This is a genomic window from Mycolicibacterium aromaticivorans JS19b1 = JCM 16368 (assembly GCF_000559085.1).
Classification (GTDB): domain Bacteria; phylum Actinomycetota; class Actinomycetes; order Mycobacteriales; family Mycobacteriaceae; genus Mycobacterium; species Mycobacterium aromaticivorans.
In genome coordinates this window covers 2,220,492-2,235,976 of record NZ_JALN02000001.1, presented here as the reverse complement: position 1 = coordinate 2,235,976, position 15,485 = coordinate 2,220,492, and the positions used below count along the sequence as shown (strand labels likewise).

General features: G+C 66.8%; 18 protein-coding genes. 10 read left to right on the top strand and 8 right to left on the bottom strand.

Annotated features, from left to right (window positions below; translation table 11 throughout):
* Positions 1-177 precede the first annotated feature (177 nt).
* Complete coding sequence (locus Y900_RS10870) at positions 178-531, top strand: WhiB family transcriptional regulator (protein WP_036341846.1); 354 nt, start codon at positions 178-180, stop codon at positions 529-531.
* Between the two features lie 39 nt (positions 532-570).
* Here Y900_RS10870 and bagB read toward each other — a convergent pair whose 3' ends face one another.
* Complete coding sequence (gene bagB, locus Y900_RS10865) at positions 571-1,704, bottom strand: ATPase BagB (RefSeq protein WP_036341845.1); 1,134 nt, start codon at positions 1,702-1,704, stop codon at positions 571-573.
* A 55-nt stretch (positions 1,705-1,759) separates the two neighbouring features.
* Positions 1,760-2,782 (bottom strand): ATPase BagA, encoded by a 1,023-nt coding sequence (gene bagA, locus Y900_RS10860; RefSeq protein WP_109751054.1) that lies wholly within the window; start codon positions 2,780-2,782, stop codon positions 1,760-1,762.
* Positions 2,783-2,844: 62 nt separating this feature from the next.
* On the opposite strand from bagA, the gene Y900_RS31665 reads away from it, so the two are divergent.
* The 3 genes from Y900_RS31665 to Y900_RS10850 are packed head-to-tail and all read left to right on the top strand — an operon-like array spanning position 2,845 to position 4,255.
* Complete coding sequence (locus tag Y900_RS31665) at positions 2,845-3,006, top strand: Sp36 family protein (protein ID WP_005138621.1); 162 nt, start codon at positions 2,845-2,847, stop codon at positions 3,004-3,006.
* Complete coding sequence (locus tag Y900_RS10855; RefSeq protein WP_036341843.1) at positions 3,003-3,458, top strand: RidA family protein; 456 nt, start codon at positions 3,003-3,005, stop codon at positions 3,456-3,458. Before Y900_RS31665 ends, Y900_RS10855 begins: the two co-directional genes overlap by 4 nt.
* Positions 3,455-4,255 carry an MBL fold metallo-hydrolase gene (locus tag Y900_RS10850; RefSeq protein WP_036341842.1) on the top strand — a complete coding sequence of 267 codons (801 nt, stop codon included), beginning with the start codon at positions 3,455-3,457 and terminating at the stop codon, positions 4,253-4,255. Before Y900_RS10855 ends, Y900_RS10850 begins: the two co-directional genes overlap by 4 nt.
* 58 nt (positions 4,256-4,313) lie before the next feature.
* Here the strand turns inward: Y900_RS10850 and crp are convergent, their stop codons facing one another.
* Positions 4,314-4,988: a cAMP-activated global transcriptional regulator CRP gene (gene crp, locus Y900_RS10845; protein WP_005138643.1), complete on the bottom strand. Its 675-nt coding sequence runs from the start codon at positions 4,986-4,988 to the stop codon at positions 4,314-4,316.
* 100 nt (positions 4,989-5,088) lie between these two features.
* Positions 5,089-5,388, bottom strand: a complete 300-nt coding sequence (locus Y900_RS10840; protein ID WP_131536139.1) for a hypothetical protein — start codon at positions 5,386-5,388, stop codon at positions 5,089-5,091.
* Positions 5,389-5,482: 94 nt separating this feature from the next.
* On the opposite strand from Y900_RS10840, the gene nth reads away from it, so the two are divergent.
* The 4 genes from nth to marP are packed head-to-tail and all read left to right on the top strand — an operon-like array spanning position 5,483 to position 8,943.
* Positions 5,483-6,295 carry an endonuclease III gene (gene nth, locus Y900_RS10835; RefSeq protein WP_081845067.1) on the top strand — a complete coding sequence of 271 codons (813 nt, stop codon included), beginning with the start codon at positions 5,483-5,485 and terminating at the stop codon, positions 6,293-6,295.
* Positions 6,296-6,317: 22 nt separating this feature from the next.
* Positions 6,318-6,959 (top strand): TlpA family protein disulfide reductase, encoded by a 642-nt coding sequence (locus Y900_RS10830; protein ID WP_036341839.1) that lies wholly within the window; start codon positions 6,318-6,320, stop codon positions 6,957-6,959.
* Between the two features lie 23 nt (positions 6,960-6,982).
* On the top strand, positions 6,983-7,759 hold the full coding sequence (locus Y900_RS10825; protein WP_051660361.1) for an NUDIX hydrolase: 777 nt from the start codon (positions 6,983-6,985) through the stop codon (positions 7,757-7,759).
* Positions 7,756-8,943 (top strand): acid resistance serine protease MarP, encoded by a 1,188-nt coding sequence (gene marP, locus Y900_RS10820; RefSeq protein ID WP_036341837.1) that lies wholly within the window; start codon positions 7,756-7,758, stop codon positions 8,941-8,943. The genes Y900_RS10825 and marP overlap by 4 nt, the downstream gene beginning before the upstream one ends.
* Here the strand turns inward: marP and Y900_RS10815 are convergent.
* A complete protein-coding gene (locus Y900_RS10815) occupies positions 8,936-9,892 on the bottom strand; it encodes an alpha/beta fold hydrolase (protein WP_036341836.1) in 957 nt (318 codons plus the stop codon). The genes marP and Y900_RS10815 overlap by 8 nt on opposite strands.
* Complete coding sequence (locus Y900_RS10810) at positions 9,892-10,404, bottom strand: phage holin family protein (RefSeq protein ID WP_036341835.1); 513 nt, start codon at positions 10,402-10,404, stop codon at positions 9,892-9,894. The genes Y900_RS10815 and Y900_RS10810 overlap by 1 nt, the downstream gene beginning before the upstream one ends.
* Before the next feature lie 188 nt (positions 10,405-10,592).
* On the opposite strand from Y900_RS10810, the gene Y900_RS10805 reads away from it, so the two are divergent.
* Positions 10,593-11,258 carry a S1 family peptidase gene (locus tag Y900_RS10805; protein ID WP_109751201.1) on the top strand — a complete coding sequence of 222 codons (666 nt, stop codon included), beginning with the start codon at positions 10,593-10,595 and terminating at the stop codon, positions 11,256-11,258.
* A gap of 1 nt (position 11,259) precedes the next feature.
* On the opposite strand, the gene acs is transcribed toward Y900_RS10805, so the two are convergent.
* A complete protein-coding gene (acs, locus tag Y900_RS10800) occupies positions 11,260-13,218 on the bottom strand; it encodes an acetate--CoA ligase (RefSeq protein ID WP_036341833.1) in 1,959 nt (652 codons plus the stop codon).
* Positions 13,219-13,331: 113 nt separating this feature from the next.
* On the opposite strand from acs, the gene Y900_RS10795 reads away from it, so the two are divergent.
* Complete coding sequence (locus tag Y900_RS10795) at positions 13,332-14,078, top strand: hypothetical protein (RefSeq protein WP_036341832.1); 747 nt, start codon at positions 13,332-13,334, stop codon at positions 14,076-14,078.
* A gap of 373 nt (positions 14,079-14,451) precedes the next feature.
* Here the strand turns inward: Y900_RS10795 and Y900_RS10790 are convergent, their stop codons facing one another.
* Positions 14,452-15,315 carry an HAD-IB family hydrolase gene (locus Y900_RS10790; RefSeq protein WP_036341831.1) on the bottom strand — a complete coding sequence of 288 codons (864 nt, stop codon included), beginning with the start codon at positions 15,313-15,315 and terminating at the stop codon, positions 14,452-14,454.
* Between the last annotated feature and the right edge of the window lie 170 nt (positions 15,316-15,485).

The following is a 15,485-nucleotide window of genomic DNA, read 5'->3' as shown; positions in this document are numbered from 1 at the left end:
CGGTCGTCCCAAAAAACCTGTGATTCAACTGTTGCGCAAAAGATACCTGACCACCTAACTTAAACAGACAGTGCGATACAGGTAACACTCCAAGTCGCAATGTGGCGTAGATCGCATACGCGGCCTACACCTGAAGATTGTCAGCCGCAGACAGCGGCCGGACGAAGGGGATCGTCGGTGTCAGGTATTCGGACCGCTGTTCGCAAGCCAAGCGCAGCGCTTTTGCACGGATCCATCCCAGGTGCGGACGGGGAAGCCCGGATCGCTTGGGTTTCGCAAGCTCTGTGCCGGTCAACCGACCCTGATGAGCTATTTGTCCGCGGCGCCGCCCAGCGCAAAGCCGCCGTCATCTGCCGTCACTGTCCAGTCATGGCCGAGTGTGGCGCGGATGCGCTCGACAATCGTGTGGAATTCGGTGTGTGGGGCGGCATGACGGAACGTCAGCGTCGCGCATTGCTCAAGCAGCACCCCGAAGTGGTGTCCTGGTCGGAATTCTTCGCCGCGCAGCGCAAGCACCGCAGCGTCAGCTAATTTTCGCGAGGAGTCCCGGCCGATCGGCCGGGACTCTCTTTACGCGGTCTCTCCCGTGATCTGATCGGCAATCGCCTGCAGGGCGTCGAGATCCGACACATCGAACGGCAACGAGGGCACGCCAACCACCGGAACATGCGGATTGGCGCCCGTGAACCGCGACAACAACCGCACCTCCCGCTTCGCGGTCTGCGCCCGGTCGGCGTGGATCTGCAGCACCGCCGCCGCAAGTTGGTTCCCGTTGTCGGGGCCGGCGGCTTCCAACCCCTCGATGCCGTCGATGGCCCGCTCCACGGTGAGCGAGGACAACGTCGGGTGGGTGCGGTTGAGGATCAGCCCCGCCAACGGCATGCCCTCCGCGGAGAGCCGGTCGACGAAGAAAGACGCCTCGCGAAGCGCATCCGGCTCGGCCGCCGACACGACCACGAACTGGGTGCCGCGCCGCTTGAGCAACTCGTAGGTGCGGTCGGCCTTCTCGCGGAAACCGCCGAACGTCGAATCCAGCGATTGCACGAATGCCGAAGCGTCCGAAAGCATCTGCGAACCGAGGATGGTCGACATGGCCTTCATCGCCAGGCCGACGACACCGGTCACCAGCTTGCCGAAGCCGCGACCGGGCGCCAGCAGCAACCGCCACAGGCGGCCGTCCATGAAGCTGCCGAGCCGCTTCGGTGCGTCGAGGAAGTCCAGGGCGTTGCGCGACGGCGGGGTGTCCACCACCACCAGATCCCAACGGTCCTGTCCGAGCAGCTGACCGAGCTTCTCCATGGCCATGTATTCCTGCGTGCCGGCCAGCGATGTGGCGACGGTCTGATAGAACTGGTTGTCCAGAATCGACTGTGCGCGTTCGGATCCCGAGTATTCGACCACCATCTCGTCGAACGTCCGGCGCATGTCGAGCATCATCGCGTACAGCTCACCGGTCACCTCCGGCGCCAGCGGTACCCGCTGCGGGGTATTGCCGAGCTCCTCGATTCCCAAAGCCTGCGCCAGCCGCTTGGCGGGGTCGATGGTCAACACCACAACGATGCGGCCGTATTCAGCGGCGCGCAACGCCATCGACGCGGCGGTGGTGGTCTTGCCGACGCCACCGGCGCCACAACACACCACGACCCGGTTGGACTTGTCGGCCAGGATCGACTTCATGTCGAGTACTGGGGGCGCGGTGCTCATCGCTTCACTCCGATTGTCGTGGTCACTTCCACCTGCTGTGTCCTCTTCGCATCACTCATCGGACACCCTGCTGCGCAAGTGTTTCCGCCAACTCGTACAGACTTCCCAAATCCACTCCGTCGGCGATCGTCGGTAGCTCCAGGCGCGGAACCTCCAGACGGTCGAGTTGCTCAGCGCTCTCGGAGCGAGCCTTGATCCGACTGGCGTGCTCGATGGTCTCCGTCAGCAGCCCGGCGAAGTCGTCGTCGCCCAGATGGATGCCCACCTTGTCGAGGCCGGCGCGCACCGCGTCGGCATCGACGTCGCCCTCGGCGGCCTTCGCGAGGTCGGCGGCGGGCAGGAATGGCGGGATGTTGCGGTTCACGATCACGCTGCCGATGGGTAGGCCGAGTTCTTTGAGTTCCTCGATGGCCTCGATGGTCTCCTGAATCGGCAGCGCCTCGAGCAGGGTCACCAAATGGATCGCGGTCTGCTCGGAGTGCAGCAGCTTGACCACGCCGTCGGCCTGAGAGTGCACCGGGCCGCCCTTGGCCAGGTCCGAGACGGCCTTTGTGACGTCGAGGAACCGGGCGATCCGGCCGGTCGGGGGAGAGTCGACGACGATCGCGTCGTACGCCGGGCGCTTGTTGCGGTCCAGTCGCACCACCGACTCCTTGATCTTGCCGGTGAGCAGAACGTCCCGCAGGCCGGGCGCGATCGTCGTTGCGAACTCGATGGCACCGATCCGGCGCATCGCCCGGCCGGCCAGGCCGAGGTTGTAGAACATGTCGAGGTATTCCAGGAACGCCGCCTCGATGTCGACAGCCAGTGCGTTGACGTGGCCGCCGCCCTCGGCGGTGGCGATTTTCAGCTCCTCGTAGGGCAACGGCGGAACGTCGAACAGCTGCGCAATGCCTTGCCGCCCTTCGACTTCCACCAGCAGCACCCTGCGGCCGCCTGCGGCCAGGGTCAGCGCGAGCGCGGCAGCGACCGTGGTCTTGCCGGTACCGCCCTTGCCGGTCACGAAGTGCAGACGCGCCTTGGTCAGACGCGAGGGCCAGGCCAGAGAGCTGCCGTCGCTCGATGTGGTCGCCATCAGTGCATGCTAGCCAAGCCCCTGCGGGCCCCGGCGGCAAAGGGAGCGGGCGATAGGCTTCGGTCATGAGTCAACCGACGACATGGGAATACGCCACGGTTCCGCTGCTGACCCACGCCACCAAGCAGATCCTCGACCAGTGGGGCGCCGACGGCTGGGAACTGGTCGCGGTCCTTCCCGGCCCTACCGGCGAACAGCATGTCGCGTACCTGAAGCGCCCCAAGTGACCGCATCCCAGAAACTGGTCGAGCTCGGGCTGACCCTCCCGACGCCCGCCACGCCGCTGGCGGCGTACGTGCCCGCGGTGCGAACCGGCAACCTCGTCTATACCTCTGGCCAGCTGCCGACTGAATCGGGCAGCCTGATCCACACCGGCAAGGTCGGCGCCGAGGTGACCGCGGAGCAGGCCAAGCAGGCCGCCCGGTTGTGCGCGCTGAACGCACTGGCCGCGATCGACGCGCTGGTGGGCCTCGACAGCGTGACCCGGGTCGTCAAGGTGGTCGGGTTCGTCGCGTCGGCGCCCGGATTCACCGGTCAACCCGGTGTCGTCAACGGGGCCTCGGAGTTCCTGGGCGAGGTGTTCGGCGAGGCCGGCACGCACGCCCGCTCCGCGGTCGGAGTGTCCGAGCTGCCGCTGAATGCGCCGGTGGAGGTCGAGCTCATCGCCGAGGTGGAATGACCCATCCGGCGTACGGGATTCTGCGGCCGGTGACCGACACGGCCTCGGTACTCCTGTGCAACAACCCGGGGATCATGACGCTGGACGGCACCAACACGTGGGTGTTGCGCGGTCCCGGCAGCGCCGAGATGGTGATCGTCGACCCGGGTCCCGACGACGACGAGCACATCGACAGGCTCGCCGCGCTCGGCACCATTTCGCTGGTGCTGATCAGTCACAAGCATGAAGACCACACCGGCGGCATCGACAAGATCGTCGACCGGACCGGTGCGGTCGTCCGCTCGGTGGGCAGCGGGTTCCTGCGCGGGCTCGGCGGACCGCTGAGCGATGGTGAAGTCATCGACGCCGCCGGCCTGCGGATCACGGTGATGGCCACCCCCGGACACACCGCGGACTCACTGTCGTTCCTGGTCGACGATGCCAGGGGCAAGCGCAGCACCGGCAGAGGTCCGGTGCTGACCGCCGATACCGTGCTCGGCCGTGGCACCACCGTCATCGACGACGAGGACGGCAGCCTGACCCAGTACCTGGATTCGTTGCGCCGGCTACAGGGGCTCGGGCCTCGCGTGGTGCTGCCGGGGCATGGTCCCGATCTCGAGGACCTCGAAGCCGTCACCACCCTGTACCTGTCGCACCGCGAAGAACGGCTCGACCAGGTTCGCCAGGCGCTGCGGGAGCTCGGTGAGGACGCCACAGCGCGGCAGGTCGTCGAACACGTCTACACCGACGTCGACCAGAAACTGTGGGACGCCGCCGAGAAATCGGTGCGCGCCCAGATGGACTACCTACGCACTTAGCGGGCGCTGTGCCGATACTCGCTCGGCTGCGCGCGGGCTCCGCAAGCTCCGCCCGCGCTTACCTCGCTCGGCGAGCCAGCCGCTCGCTGTCGCTGATCAGCACGCTCTTGCCCTCCAGGCGGATCCAGCCGCGGTGGGCGAAGTCGGCCAGCGCCTTGTTGACCGTCTCGCGCGAGGCGCCCACCAGCTGGGCGATCTCCTCCTGCGTGAGGTCGTGGGTGACCCGCAGTGCGCCGCCCTCCTGGGTGCCGAATCGCTGAGCCAGCTGCAGCAGCTGCTTGGCGACGCGGCCCGGGACGTCGGTGAAGATCAGGTCGGCGAGATTGTTGTTGGTGCGGCGCAGACGGCGAGCCAGCACCCGCAGCAACTGCTCGGCGATCTCCGGCCGGTCGGCGATCCAAGCCCGCAGCGCATCACGATCCATGGAGACCGCGCGCACCTCGGTGATCGTGGTGGCGCTGGACGTCCGCGGTCCCGGGTCGAAGATGGACAGTTCACCGAACATGTCCGACGGACCCATGATTGTCAGCAGGTTTTCCCGGCCGTCCGGGGAACGGCGGCCGATCTTCACCTTCCCGGAGATGATGATGTACAGCCGGTCGCCGGGCTCGCCCTCGGCGAAGACCGTATGTCCCCGCGGGAAGTCAACCGGCTGAAGCTGTTTCGTCAGCGCGGAAACAGCGCTGGGTTCAACTCCCTGGAAGATTCCGGCCCTCGCCAGGATCTCGTCCACGTCGCCCCTCTTAAACTCTTCGGTGATATGAAATGCGCAGGCCAGCTGTGTGGCTGGGCAAGGTCAGTCTAGTGGTTACCGGTCTTTCGACGTGCCAACGCTACACACGATTGGCATATTGAGTCCGGTGAAATTGCGGATTGGGACGTGGGTAGGCGTGTGAGCGCGTGGGCAAACCGGGCTCGTCATCGCTCAGCCGGGACGGCATTTCGGCCCGTCCGAGCGCGGGTTCGGCGCGCGGCGCGACCTGTGCGGCGTGCGTCGTGGCTGCGCGTTCCAGATATTCGGTGACCTCGTCGGCGGCGGTCCGATCGACACGCAAGGCCTCTTCAAGTCTTTGCAACCCGAAGGTTGAAAGCATCAATAGCCCGGGGACACATACCGCGAGCAACCAGGTCACGGGGGAAAGTAAACACGCGGAAGGTCTCAGCGGGATCACGAATTGTCACCGGTCGGTCCGCGGCTCGGCGCACCCGAGTCAGTACCCTTGCATCGTGACCACGAACAGCCCGTCAACCAGGCGCAAGACCGGTGGCGGCGCTGCGACTCCGCCGGCCGCGAGCACGGCGCAAACAAAGAAGTGGGACTCCGAAACCCATCTGGGGCTGGTGCGGCGCGCCAGGCGGATGAACCGCACGTTGGCCATGGCGTTTCCGCACGTGTATTGCGAGCTCGATTTCACCACCCCGCTCGAACTGACAGTCGCCACCATCCTGTCTGCGCAGTCGACCGATAAGGGCGTCAACCGCACCACGCCGGCGTTGTTCAAGAAGTACCGCACCGCCCGCGATTACGCGCAGGCCGACCGCACCGAGCTCGAGGAGCTGGTCCGTCCCACCGGCTTCTACCGAAACAAGGCCAATTCGCTGATCCGGCTGGGCCAGGAGCTCGTCGAGCGGTTCGACGGTGAAGTGCCGCGGACTCTCGACGAATTGGTGACGCTGCCCGGCGTGGGCCGCAAGACCGCCAACGTGATCCTCGGCAATGCTTTCGACATCCCCGGCATCACCGTTGACACGCACTTCGGCCGGCTCGTGCGCCGTTGGCGGTGGACGGCCGAGGAAGACCCGGTCAAGGTCGAACACATCGTGGGCGATCTGATCGAGCGCCGCGAATGGACGCTATTGAGCCATCGGGTGATTTTTCACGGCCGCCGGGTCTGCCACGCCCGCAAGCCGGCCTGCGGAGTGTGCGTACTGGCCAAGGACTGCCCGTCGTTCGGGCTCGGGCCCACCGATCCGCTGATCGCCGCGCCGCTGGTCAAAGGTCCCGAGACCGAGCATCTGCTGGCTCTGGCCGGTCTCTGACTTTGTGGGCCGAACTTCACTGATGACGACGTCGACCCGCTGGACGCTGGTGGTGCTCGCTGTGGCGGCAGCCCTGATCGCCGCGTTTGCCCTCGAACTCGGCGACACCCCGTCGGGGTCGGGCGGGTCACCCGGCGCCCCGGTGTCGCGGACCCACCGCGACGCCGACACGCCCGAGGCGCTGGCCGAGCCGCGCCGGCGCGCCGACCTGCCGCCGTGCCCTACCGCAGCCGACAACCCCGGCCCGAAAGAGTTGCGCGGCATCGTCGTCGAGTGTGCTGCCGACGGTGCACAGGTAGATGTGGCCCGCGCGCTGGCCGGTCGCACGGTGGTGCTCAACCTCTGGGCTTATTGGTGCGGGCCGTGCGCGGACGAACTCCCTGCGATGGCGGACTACCAGCGCCGAGTCGGGCCGGACGTTGCGGTGGTGACCGTGCATCAGGACGAGAACGAGGCGGCCGGCCTGCTGCGACTGGCCGAGCTCGGCGTGCGGCTACCCACCCTGCAGGACGGCCAGCGCCGGATCGCCGCGGCCTTTGGAGTGCCCAACGTGATGCCTGCCACCGTGATACTGCGCGCGGACGGTAGCGTTGCCAAAATCCTGCCGCAGGCGTTCACCAATGCCGACGAGATCGCTGCCGCGGTGAAGAATGCAGTGCAGTGACGACAGACGAGAGAGACGCGCCGGTGACCCAGGGTTCCTCCCGCTCGGCAGGCTCGGGCGCGCTCACCCCGGAGTACCGGCCGCCGTGGCTGGCGCCGCTGGTCGACAACGTCGACCGCGTCCCGCATGCCTATCGCCGCAAGGTTCCGCCTGAGCTGCTGGCAGCGGTTGTCGAAGCTCGCGGGGCCGGTAGCAATGCGCGCGACGCCGCCGTGCTCGTGCTGTTCTCCGGGCCGAGCTCCGGTTACACCGACGGGCAGTTGCCCGATGACGCCGACCTGTTGCTCACGGTGCGGGCCGGTTCGCTGCGCCACCATGCCGGCCAGGCCGCGTTCCCCGGTGGCGCTGCCGACCCCGGTGACGACGGGCCGGTGGGCACCGCTCTTCGAGAAGCGCAGGAGGAGACCGGAATTGACCCGGACCGCCTGCATCCGCTCGCCGTGCTCGAGCGAATGTTCATCCCGCCCTCTGGTTTTCACGTCGTACCGGTGCTGGCGTACTCACCGGATCCGGGGCCGGTTGCCGTCGTCGACAGCGGTGAAACTGCACTCGTCGCGCGAGTCCCGGTGCGGGCGTTCATCAATCCTGAGAACCGGCTGATGGTTTACCGGACAGGAGCTGGACGTAAGCTGGCCGGCCCGGCATTCCTGCTCAACCAGATGTTGGTATGGGGGTTCACCGGACACGTAATCTCAGCGATGCTCGATGTGGCCGGTTGGTCGCAACCGTGGAACAGCGAAGACGTCCGGGAGTTGGACGAGGCCATGGCGCTCGTCAGAAGCAGTGAGGAGCCCCTGTGACGAGTTCGCAATGGCTGGACATCGCCGTGCTGGCGGTGGCGTTGGTGGCAGCCGTCTCGGGCTGGCGGTCCGGCGCCCTTGGCTCGCTGATGTCGTTCGTCGGCGTGATCCTCGGCGCCATCGCCGGGGTGATGCTCGCACCCCACATCGTCAGTCACATCAGTTCGCCGCGGGCCAAGCTGTTTGCCGCACTGTTCCTGATTCTGGCGTTGGTGGTCGTCGGTGAGGTGGCCGGCGTGGTCCTCGGCCGGGCGGTACGCGGCGCGATCCGCAATCGTGCGGTCCGCACCGTCGACTCGGTGATCGGCGTGGCGGTGCAGCTGCTGGTGGTGATGGTCGCGGCGTGGCTGCTCGCCAGCCCGTTGACGTCGTCGGATCAACCGAACCTGGCCGCCGCCACACGCGGCTCGAAAGTGCTTGCCGAAGTGGACAAGTACGCACCAGAGTGGCTCAAGGCGGTGCCCAAGCGGATGTCGGCGCTGTTGCGCACCTCCGGTCTGCCGGATGTCTTGCAGCCCTTCGGCCGCACTCCCATTCAGGCCGTGGACGCCCCCGACGCATCGCTGGCCGACAGCCTGGTCGTCGGCAATGCACGTGCCAGCGTAGTGAAGATCCGTGGTGTCGCTCCCGGATGCCAAAAGGTGCTGGAGGGCACCGGTTTCGTGATCGCCCCGAACCGGGTGATGTCCAACGCGCACGTGGTGGCCGGATCGGAAAGCGTCACCGTGGAAGCCGAAGGGCAGACCTACGATGCGACGGTTGTCTCCTACGACCCCAACGAGGACATCTCGATCCTGGACGTCCCGAACCTGCCGCAGCGCCCGCTGGTGTTCGCCGACCAGCCGGCCAAATCCGGTACCGACGCCGTCGTGCTGGGTTACCCCGGTGGCGGCGATTTCGCGGCGACTCCAGCGCGGGTACGCGAGACCATCGAGCTCAACGGCCCGGACATCTACCGCACGACGACGGTCAACCGCGAGGTCTACACGATCAGAGGGACTGTGCGCCAGGGCAACTCGGGCGGACCGATGATCAATCGGGCGGGCCAGGTGCTCGGTGTGGTGTTCGGCGCCGCGGTGGACGACAACGACACCGGGTTCGTGCTGACGGCCAACGAGGTGTCGCGGCAGCTGGCCAAGATCGGCAACACCGCCAAGGTGCCCACGGGGGCCTGCGTCACCTAGTGGTGTCGTAGACCTGCCCGAGGAACCGCCGCAGGTGTTCGTTGACCTCGTCGGGGGCCTCTTCGTGGGCGAAGTGCCCGACGCCGGAGACCGACACGAACCTGCCGCGTGGAGCGTAACGCTGGGTGCGGTCCACCGGGTCGGCGAGCACATAGGGGTCTGCGTCGCCGCGCAGGTGTAGCAGCGGAACGACGAGCGGACGGTTCATCAGCTTCATGAATCGCCAGCCCTCGCTGCGCAATTGGCTGCGGACCGCCCAGCGCTGGTACTCCAGCGCGGAGTGCGCCGCTGACGGGATCTGGATGGCCCGGCGCATGTGCGCGATGGTTTCGGAAAAATCCTCGGAAGCAAGCCATTTGCCCGATGCCCGGCTGCGTACCAGATGTTCGAGAAGGTCGGCGTTGTGCCGGGTGAGGGCACGCTCAGGCCAGATCGGAAGCTGATAGCGCAGCAGCGTCGGCAGCAGGGCGCGGCCCTGGTCGCGCCGGCCGAGCGCTGATGCCCGCAAAGCGGCGGGATGCGGCGAGCTCACCAGTGCGATCGCCCGTACCGCGCGCGGATGCAACACGGCCGTCGCCCAGCAGACCAACCCGCCGTCGGCATGCCCCACCAGCGTGGCCGAGGTGTGGCCGAGCGCGCGAATCAGGCCCGCGGTGTCGCCGGCGAGTGTCCAGCCGTCGTAGCCGCGCGGCGGCTTGTCGCTGCCGCCGTAACCGCGCAGGTCGACCGCGACCACCCGGGCGCCGGACAGACCGTGTAGCTGATGACGCCACGACCACCAGAATGAGCCGAAGCCGTGCAGCAGGATCACCAGCGGCCGCGACGCCTGAGCACGAGGATCACCGCCATCGGTGGATTCGACACAGTGGAACCGGATTCCGTTGGCGTGAACGTCGAAATGCCGCCACGGACCCGCGATGCGGGTGACCGAGGGATCCGGTTGAGCCATCACCAGCCGGAGGGGTCAGTGGGCGGCGGGGTGCCGGTTGTGGCGACCTTGGCCGGTGACCTGTCGTGGCCGGGGGTGAATGCCTCGCGCGCTTCCTTGACCGATTCGATGGTCTTCTGCGGCCCGCGAATCCGGCGCACCTTGAGATAGCCGAAGAGTGCGAACACCGCGGTGGTGACCACCATCAGCAGGAAGACGATCAGGAAGGCCACCCAGCGCCACAGCCAGGTGTCCAGCAGCTCGGCGAGGAAGAAGAAGAGGAAGAACGTCGAGTAGAACAGCACGACCAGCGCCAGGATGAAGAAGACGCTGCCGGTGAGGCCCTTCTTCACATCACGGGTGATCTCCGCCTTGGCGAGTTCGACCTCGGCGCGCACGAGGGTGGACATCTGTGCGGTGGCGTCCTTGACCAGGTCGCCGACGGAGGGGTTGGCCGGTAGCGCGTTCGGATCCACCAGCGGGATCGAGGTGACGGTGGTGGGTACACCGGTCTTGCGATCGCCATTGCTCACGGCTGTCCTCCAACTTCTGTCGTCGCGGTTCATGTTGCCATGCCGCGCCCGGAGCGGGGATACCCACTGAGCTGTTACGCAAGGTACGGGTGTGATCAAGCTAGACTCGCGCTGTCGGGGCGGACGGTGAATGGAGGTTGCCAGTGACGACCGCGCAGCGTGTACGCCTGATCGCGGGGGCCGCGTCGATGGCCCTTGTCGCCCTGATCGCCGGCGTGGCACCGGTCGCGGCGGCCGACGGCAAGTTACCGATGGGCGGTGGGGCGGGCATCGTCGTCAACGGCGACACGTACTGCACGCTGACGTCCATTGGCAACGACAACACCGGTGCGTTGATCGGCTTCACGTCCGCACATTGCGGTGGCCCCGGTGCTCAGGTCGCCTCCGAGGACCGGCCCGCCGACGGCGTGATCGGCACCATGGTCGCCGGCAACGACGGCCTCGACTACGCGGTGATCCGGTTCGACCCGGCCAAGGTGCAGCCGATCTCGAACTACAAGGGCTTTGTCATCGACGGCATCGGTCCAGACCCGACGTTTGGCGAGGTCGCCTGCAAGCTCGGCCGCACCACCGGCTACTCGTGCGGAGTCACCTGGGGTCCCGGCCAGGATCCGGGCACGATCATCAACCAGGTGTGCGGCCAGCCGGGCGATTCCGGTGCGCCTGTCACGGTGAACAACAAGCTGGTCGGCATGATCCACGGCGCGTTCAGCGAAGACCTGCCCACCTGCGTGGTCAAGTTCATTCCGTTGCACACACCCGCGGTGACGATGTCGATCAACGCGATCCTGGGCGACGTCGCGGGCAAGAACCGGCCCGGCACCGGGTTCGTCCCGACAGCCGACGTCGGCTGACTCAGGCCTTGCTGGCCCGGATCGCTTCGAACACCGTCGGGTCGACCAGGGTCGACGTGTCGCCGAGTTCGCGGCCTTCGGCGACATCGCGCAACAACCGGCGCATGATCTTGCCGCTGCGGGTCTTGGGAAGCTCTGGTACGACATGGATTTCGCGCGGCTTCGCGATCGGGGAGATCTCCTTGGACACCTCGGCACGCAACTCCTCGACCATCTGATCGCGCGGCATCTCGGCGTGGTGGGCCTTGAGTATGACGAACGCGCAGATCGCCTGCCCGGTGTGGTCGTCGGTGGCGCCGACGACGGCAGCCTCGGCCACTCCGGAATGCCCGACGAGTGCGGACTCCACCTCAGCGGTCGAAATCCGGTGCCCTGACACGTTCATCACGTCATCGATGCGGCCCAGCACCCACACTTCGCCGTCGCTGCCGTACCGGGCGCCGTCACCGGCGAAGTACCAGCCCTGCTCGCCGAAGCGCGACCAGTACGTCTCCTTGAACCGCTCCGGGTCACCCCAGATGCCGCGCAGCATCGACGGCCACGGCTTGTCGAGCACGAGGTAGCCGGTGACGTGTTCACCGCCGTCGACGCTGGGGGCCAACTCTTTTCCGTCGTCGTCGACGATCTTGGCCGAGATGCCGGGCAACGCCCGCATCGCCGAACCCGGCTTGCAGTCCGTCACGCCGGGTAGCGGCGAGATCATGATCGCGCCGGTCTCGGTCTGCCACCAGGTGTCGACGATCGGCGTCTTGTCGGCACCGAAAACCAGGCGGTACCAACGCCAGGCCTCCGGGTTGATCGGTTCGCCGACCGACCCGAGCAGCCGCAGGCTGGACAGATCGTGTTCGAATGCGAGCTCGCGGCCCCACTTCATGAACGTGCGGATCAACGTAGGTGCCGTGTAATAGATTGTCACACCGTACTTTTCGATCACCTGAAAGTGGCGGTGCTCGTCGGGGGAGGCCGGGGTGCCTTCGTAGACGACCTGCGTCGCGCCATTGGAGAGCGGCCCGTAGACGATGTACGTGTGGCCGGTGACCCAGCCGATATCGGCGGTGCACCAGTACACGTCGGTGTCGGGCTTGATGTCGAACACGTTGTAGTGGGTGTACGACGCCTGCGTCAGATAGCCACCCGAGGTGTGCATGATCCCCTTCGGCTTACCCGTGGTGCCGGAGGTGTAGAGCAGGAACAGCGGATGCTCGGAGTCGAACGCTTCGGGGGTGTGCTCAGTCGACGCCGAGTCCACGATCTCGTGCCACCACTGGTCGCGGTTCTCGGTCCAACCGATGTCGATGCCGGTGCGGCGCACCACCAGAACGCGCTGTACGCAATCCTGGCCTTGTACCGCCTCGTCGACAGCTTCCTTGAGCGACACCGCTTTTCCGCGCCGGTACTGGCCGTCGGTGGTGATGACGACCTTGGCCTCGGCGTCCTCCACGCGGGCCCGCAGCGCGGCGGCCGAGAAGCCTGCGAAGACCACACTGTGCATCACGCCCAGGCGCGCACAGGCCAGCATCGCCACGACGGCCTCAGGGACCATCGGCATGTAGATGGCCACCCGGTCGCCCGCCGCCAGCCCGAGATCGGTCAGCGCGTTGGCGGCCTTGCACACCTCGTCCTTGAGCTGGGCATAGGTCAGCACCCGCGAGTCGCCGACCGGTTCGCCCTCCCAGTGGATGGCCACGCGGTCCCCGTTGCCGGCCTCGACGTGCCGGTCGACACAGTTGTAGGCGACGTTGAGCTTGCCGCCGACGAACCATTTCGCGAACGGCGCGCCGGACCAGTCCAGTACCTCGGTGAAGGGCGTCTCCCACGACAGCCGGTTGGCCTGGTCTGCCCAAAACGCCAACCGGTCCGATTCGGCCTCGTCGTAGAGGGCGGCGGTGGCGTTGGCGGCGGCGGCGAATTCGTCCGACGCCGGGAAACTTGATTGAACTTCGGTGTGCGCCTCGGTCATGTCTGTGAGCGTAGTCACCGAAGGTTGCATCGGAGTTGGCACGTCACAATCGTCGGCGGGCGGTTACTGCCGCGCGCCGAACGGCAGCTGGGGATCGGATAGCGTGACCGAACGTGAGTGATGTCCTGGCCCCGCTGATGACCCTGCCCGGAGTGGCCGACGCCGCCGAGGCCGCCCGGGATGCGTTGGCCAAGGCGCACCGGCATCGCACCAATCTTCGGAACTGGCCGGTGACCGCGGCCGAGTCAGCCATCCGCGGGGCGCGCTCGTCGTCAGCCCTCGACGGCGGCGCCGTGCAACTGGATGCCTCGGGTACCGAGCCCAACGATCCGGTGCTGGCCGGAGCGCTGCGCGTCGGCCAGGCGTTGGAGGGTGGAACCACCAACCTGGTCGGGGTGTGGCAGCGCGCCCCTCTGCAAGCGCTGGCGCGGCTGCACGCGCTGGCCGCGGCCGACCTGGTCGACGGGGACCTTCTTGGCCGGCCCCGCCAGAATCCGGAGGTGGCTGCGCGGCTGGATCTGGTCACCCGGCTGACCACCGGCCGCAGCTCGGCACCCGCGCCGGTGCTGGCCGCCGTCGCCCACGGCGAGTTGCTCGCGCTGGCGCCGTTCGGCCCCGGGGACGGGGTGGTGGCACGCGCGGTGTCGCGGCTCGTGACCATGGCGACGGGTCTGGACCCGCACGGGCTGGGGGTGCCGGAGGTGTACTGGATGCGCCGCGCCGACGAGTACCGGGACCGCGCCCAGGCGTTCGCGACGGGCGACCCCCCAGCCGTCGGGGCCTGGCTGCTGATGTCGTGCCAAGCGTTCGAAGATGGTGCGCGAGAGGCGATGTCGATCGCGGACGCAGCTGCCAAGTAGGCCTGGACAGCGAAGCGGGCGACGATCCGAATCTCTTCGGCTCGCCGCCCGCTAGCACGGTTTCTCGGTTACCAAGCGTGCCAGGTGGGCTGCGTGGGTTGGCCTCGGCGGTCTTGCGATGCGCTTCGTTTACAACCCCACCCAAGGGATCGTTCTGTCCGTCCGCTCTTCGCAATTACGCAGGCCCGCAACACTTCTGCCATTATCGCGGCGTGCTCCGCGTGGGTGCCGGGAACCGTGCTGGGCCGCTCGGCTCGGGAGATATCGCCTTCTCTTCTGGCGCTATCTTGGCCTTGCCAGGCGTCCGTGCCTTCCTTTGTACTCCGTGACCACGGTCACAGCAAGGGGCTAGTCGGCAACGAATTGGATGCGTTTAGAACGACAACCGGCGTAGCACCGAGTAGGTCAGTGCGCCGGCGGCCAGCGCGCTGATTCCCAACGCGGCCGTCGTCGCCACCGCCGCGCCAGACGGCGCAGGGATCCTGTCGCGCAACGGCACCGGGCGCAGGAACGTCTGCACCGGCCAGCCCTGTGTGGTGGCTTCCTTGCGCAACGCGCGGTCGGGATTGACGACGGTCGGGTGGCCGACCGACCTCAGCATCGGCAAGTCGGTGATCGAATCGGAGTATGCGTAGCAGTGCTCGAGGGCGTACCCCTCCAGCGCGGCCAGTTCGCGAACGGCCGCGGCTTTTCCCTCGCCATAGCAGTAGAAGGCAACCTCGCCGGTGTACTTGCCGTCCTCGATGACCATCCGGGTGCCCATGGCGTGGGTGGCGCCGAGTGCGCGCGCGATCGGGGCGACGATCTCCTCACCCGAGGCCGAGACGATCACAACGTCGCGACCGCACAACCGGTGGTCCGCGATCAGTTCCGCAGCTTCCGCAAAGACCAGGGGGTCGACGATGTCATGGAGCGTCTCGGTGACGATGGCCCTCACCTGTTCGACATCCCAGCCTGCGCACATCGCGGTGACGTAGGAGCGCATCCGGTCCATCTGGTCGTGATCGGCGCCGGACATCAGGAAGAGGAACTGCGCATAACTCGACTTCAGGACGGCTCGCCGGTTGAGTAGACCCTGATCGAAGAAGGGTTTGCTGAAAGCCAACGTGCTTGACTTGGCAATGACGGTCTTGTCGAGGTCGAAGAACGCCGCCGTCCGAGAGTTGAGCCCAGTCGCGGGCTCCGGCCGAACGTGGATTAGCTGGTCGGCGGCCGAGGCAGGGTCGGTCACGCTCATCAGGATAGGCGCGGGGGATGGCGCGGTTCGCGGGCGCGGACAAAGTGGCAGGCCAAGCCACGTGTCGCACCCTGCATTTTCACAGCGAATACATGGTTTCGAAGTGATAGCAACACTTGCGCGACTCCGGTTCGTCGTGTGTATAGTGACTATTACTCGGCTTATGCCGG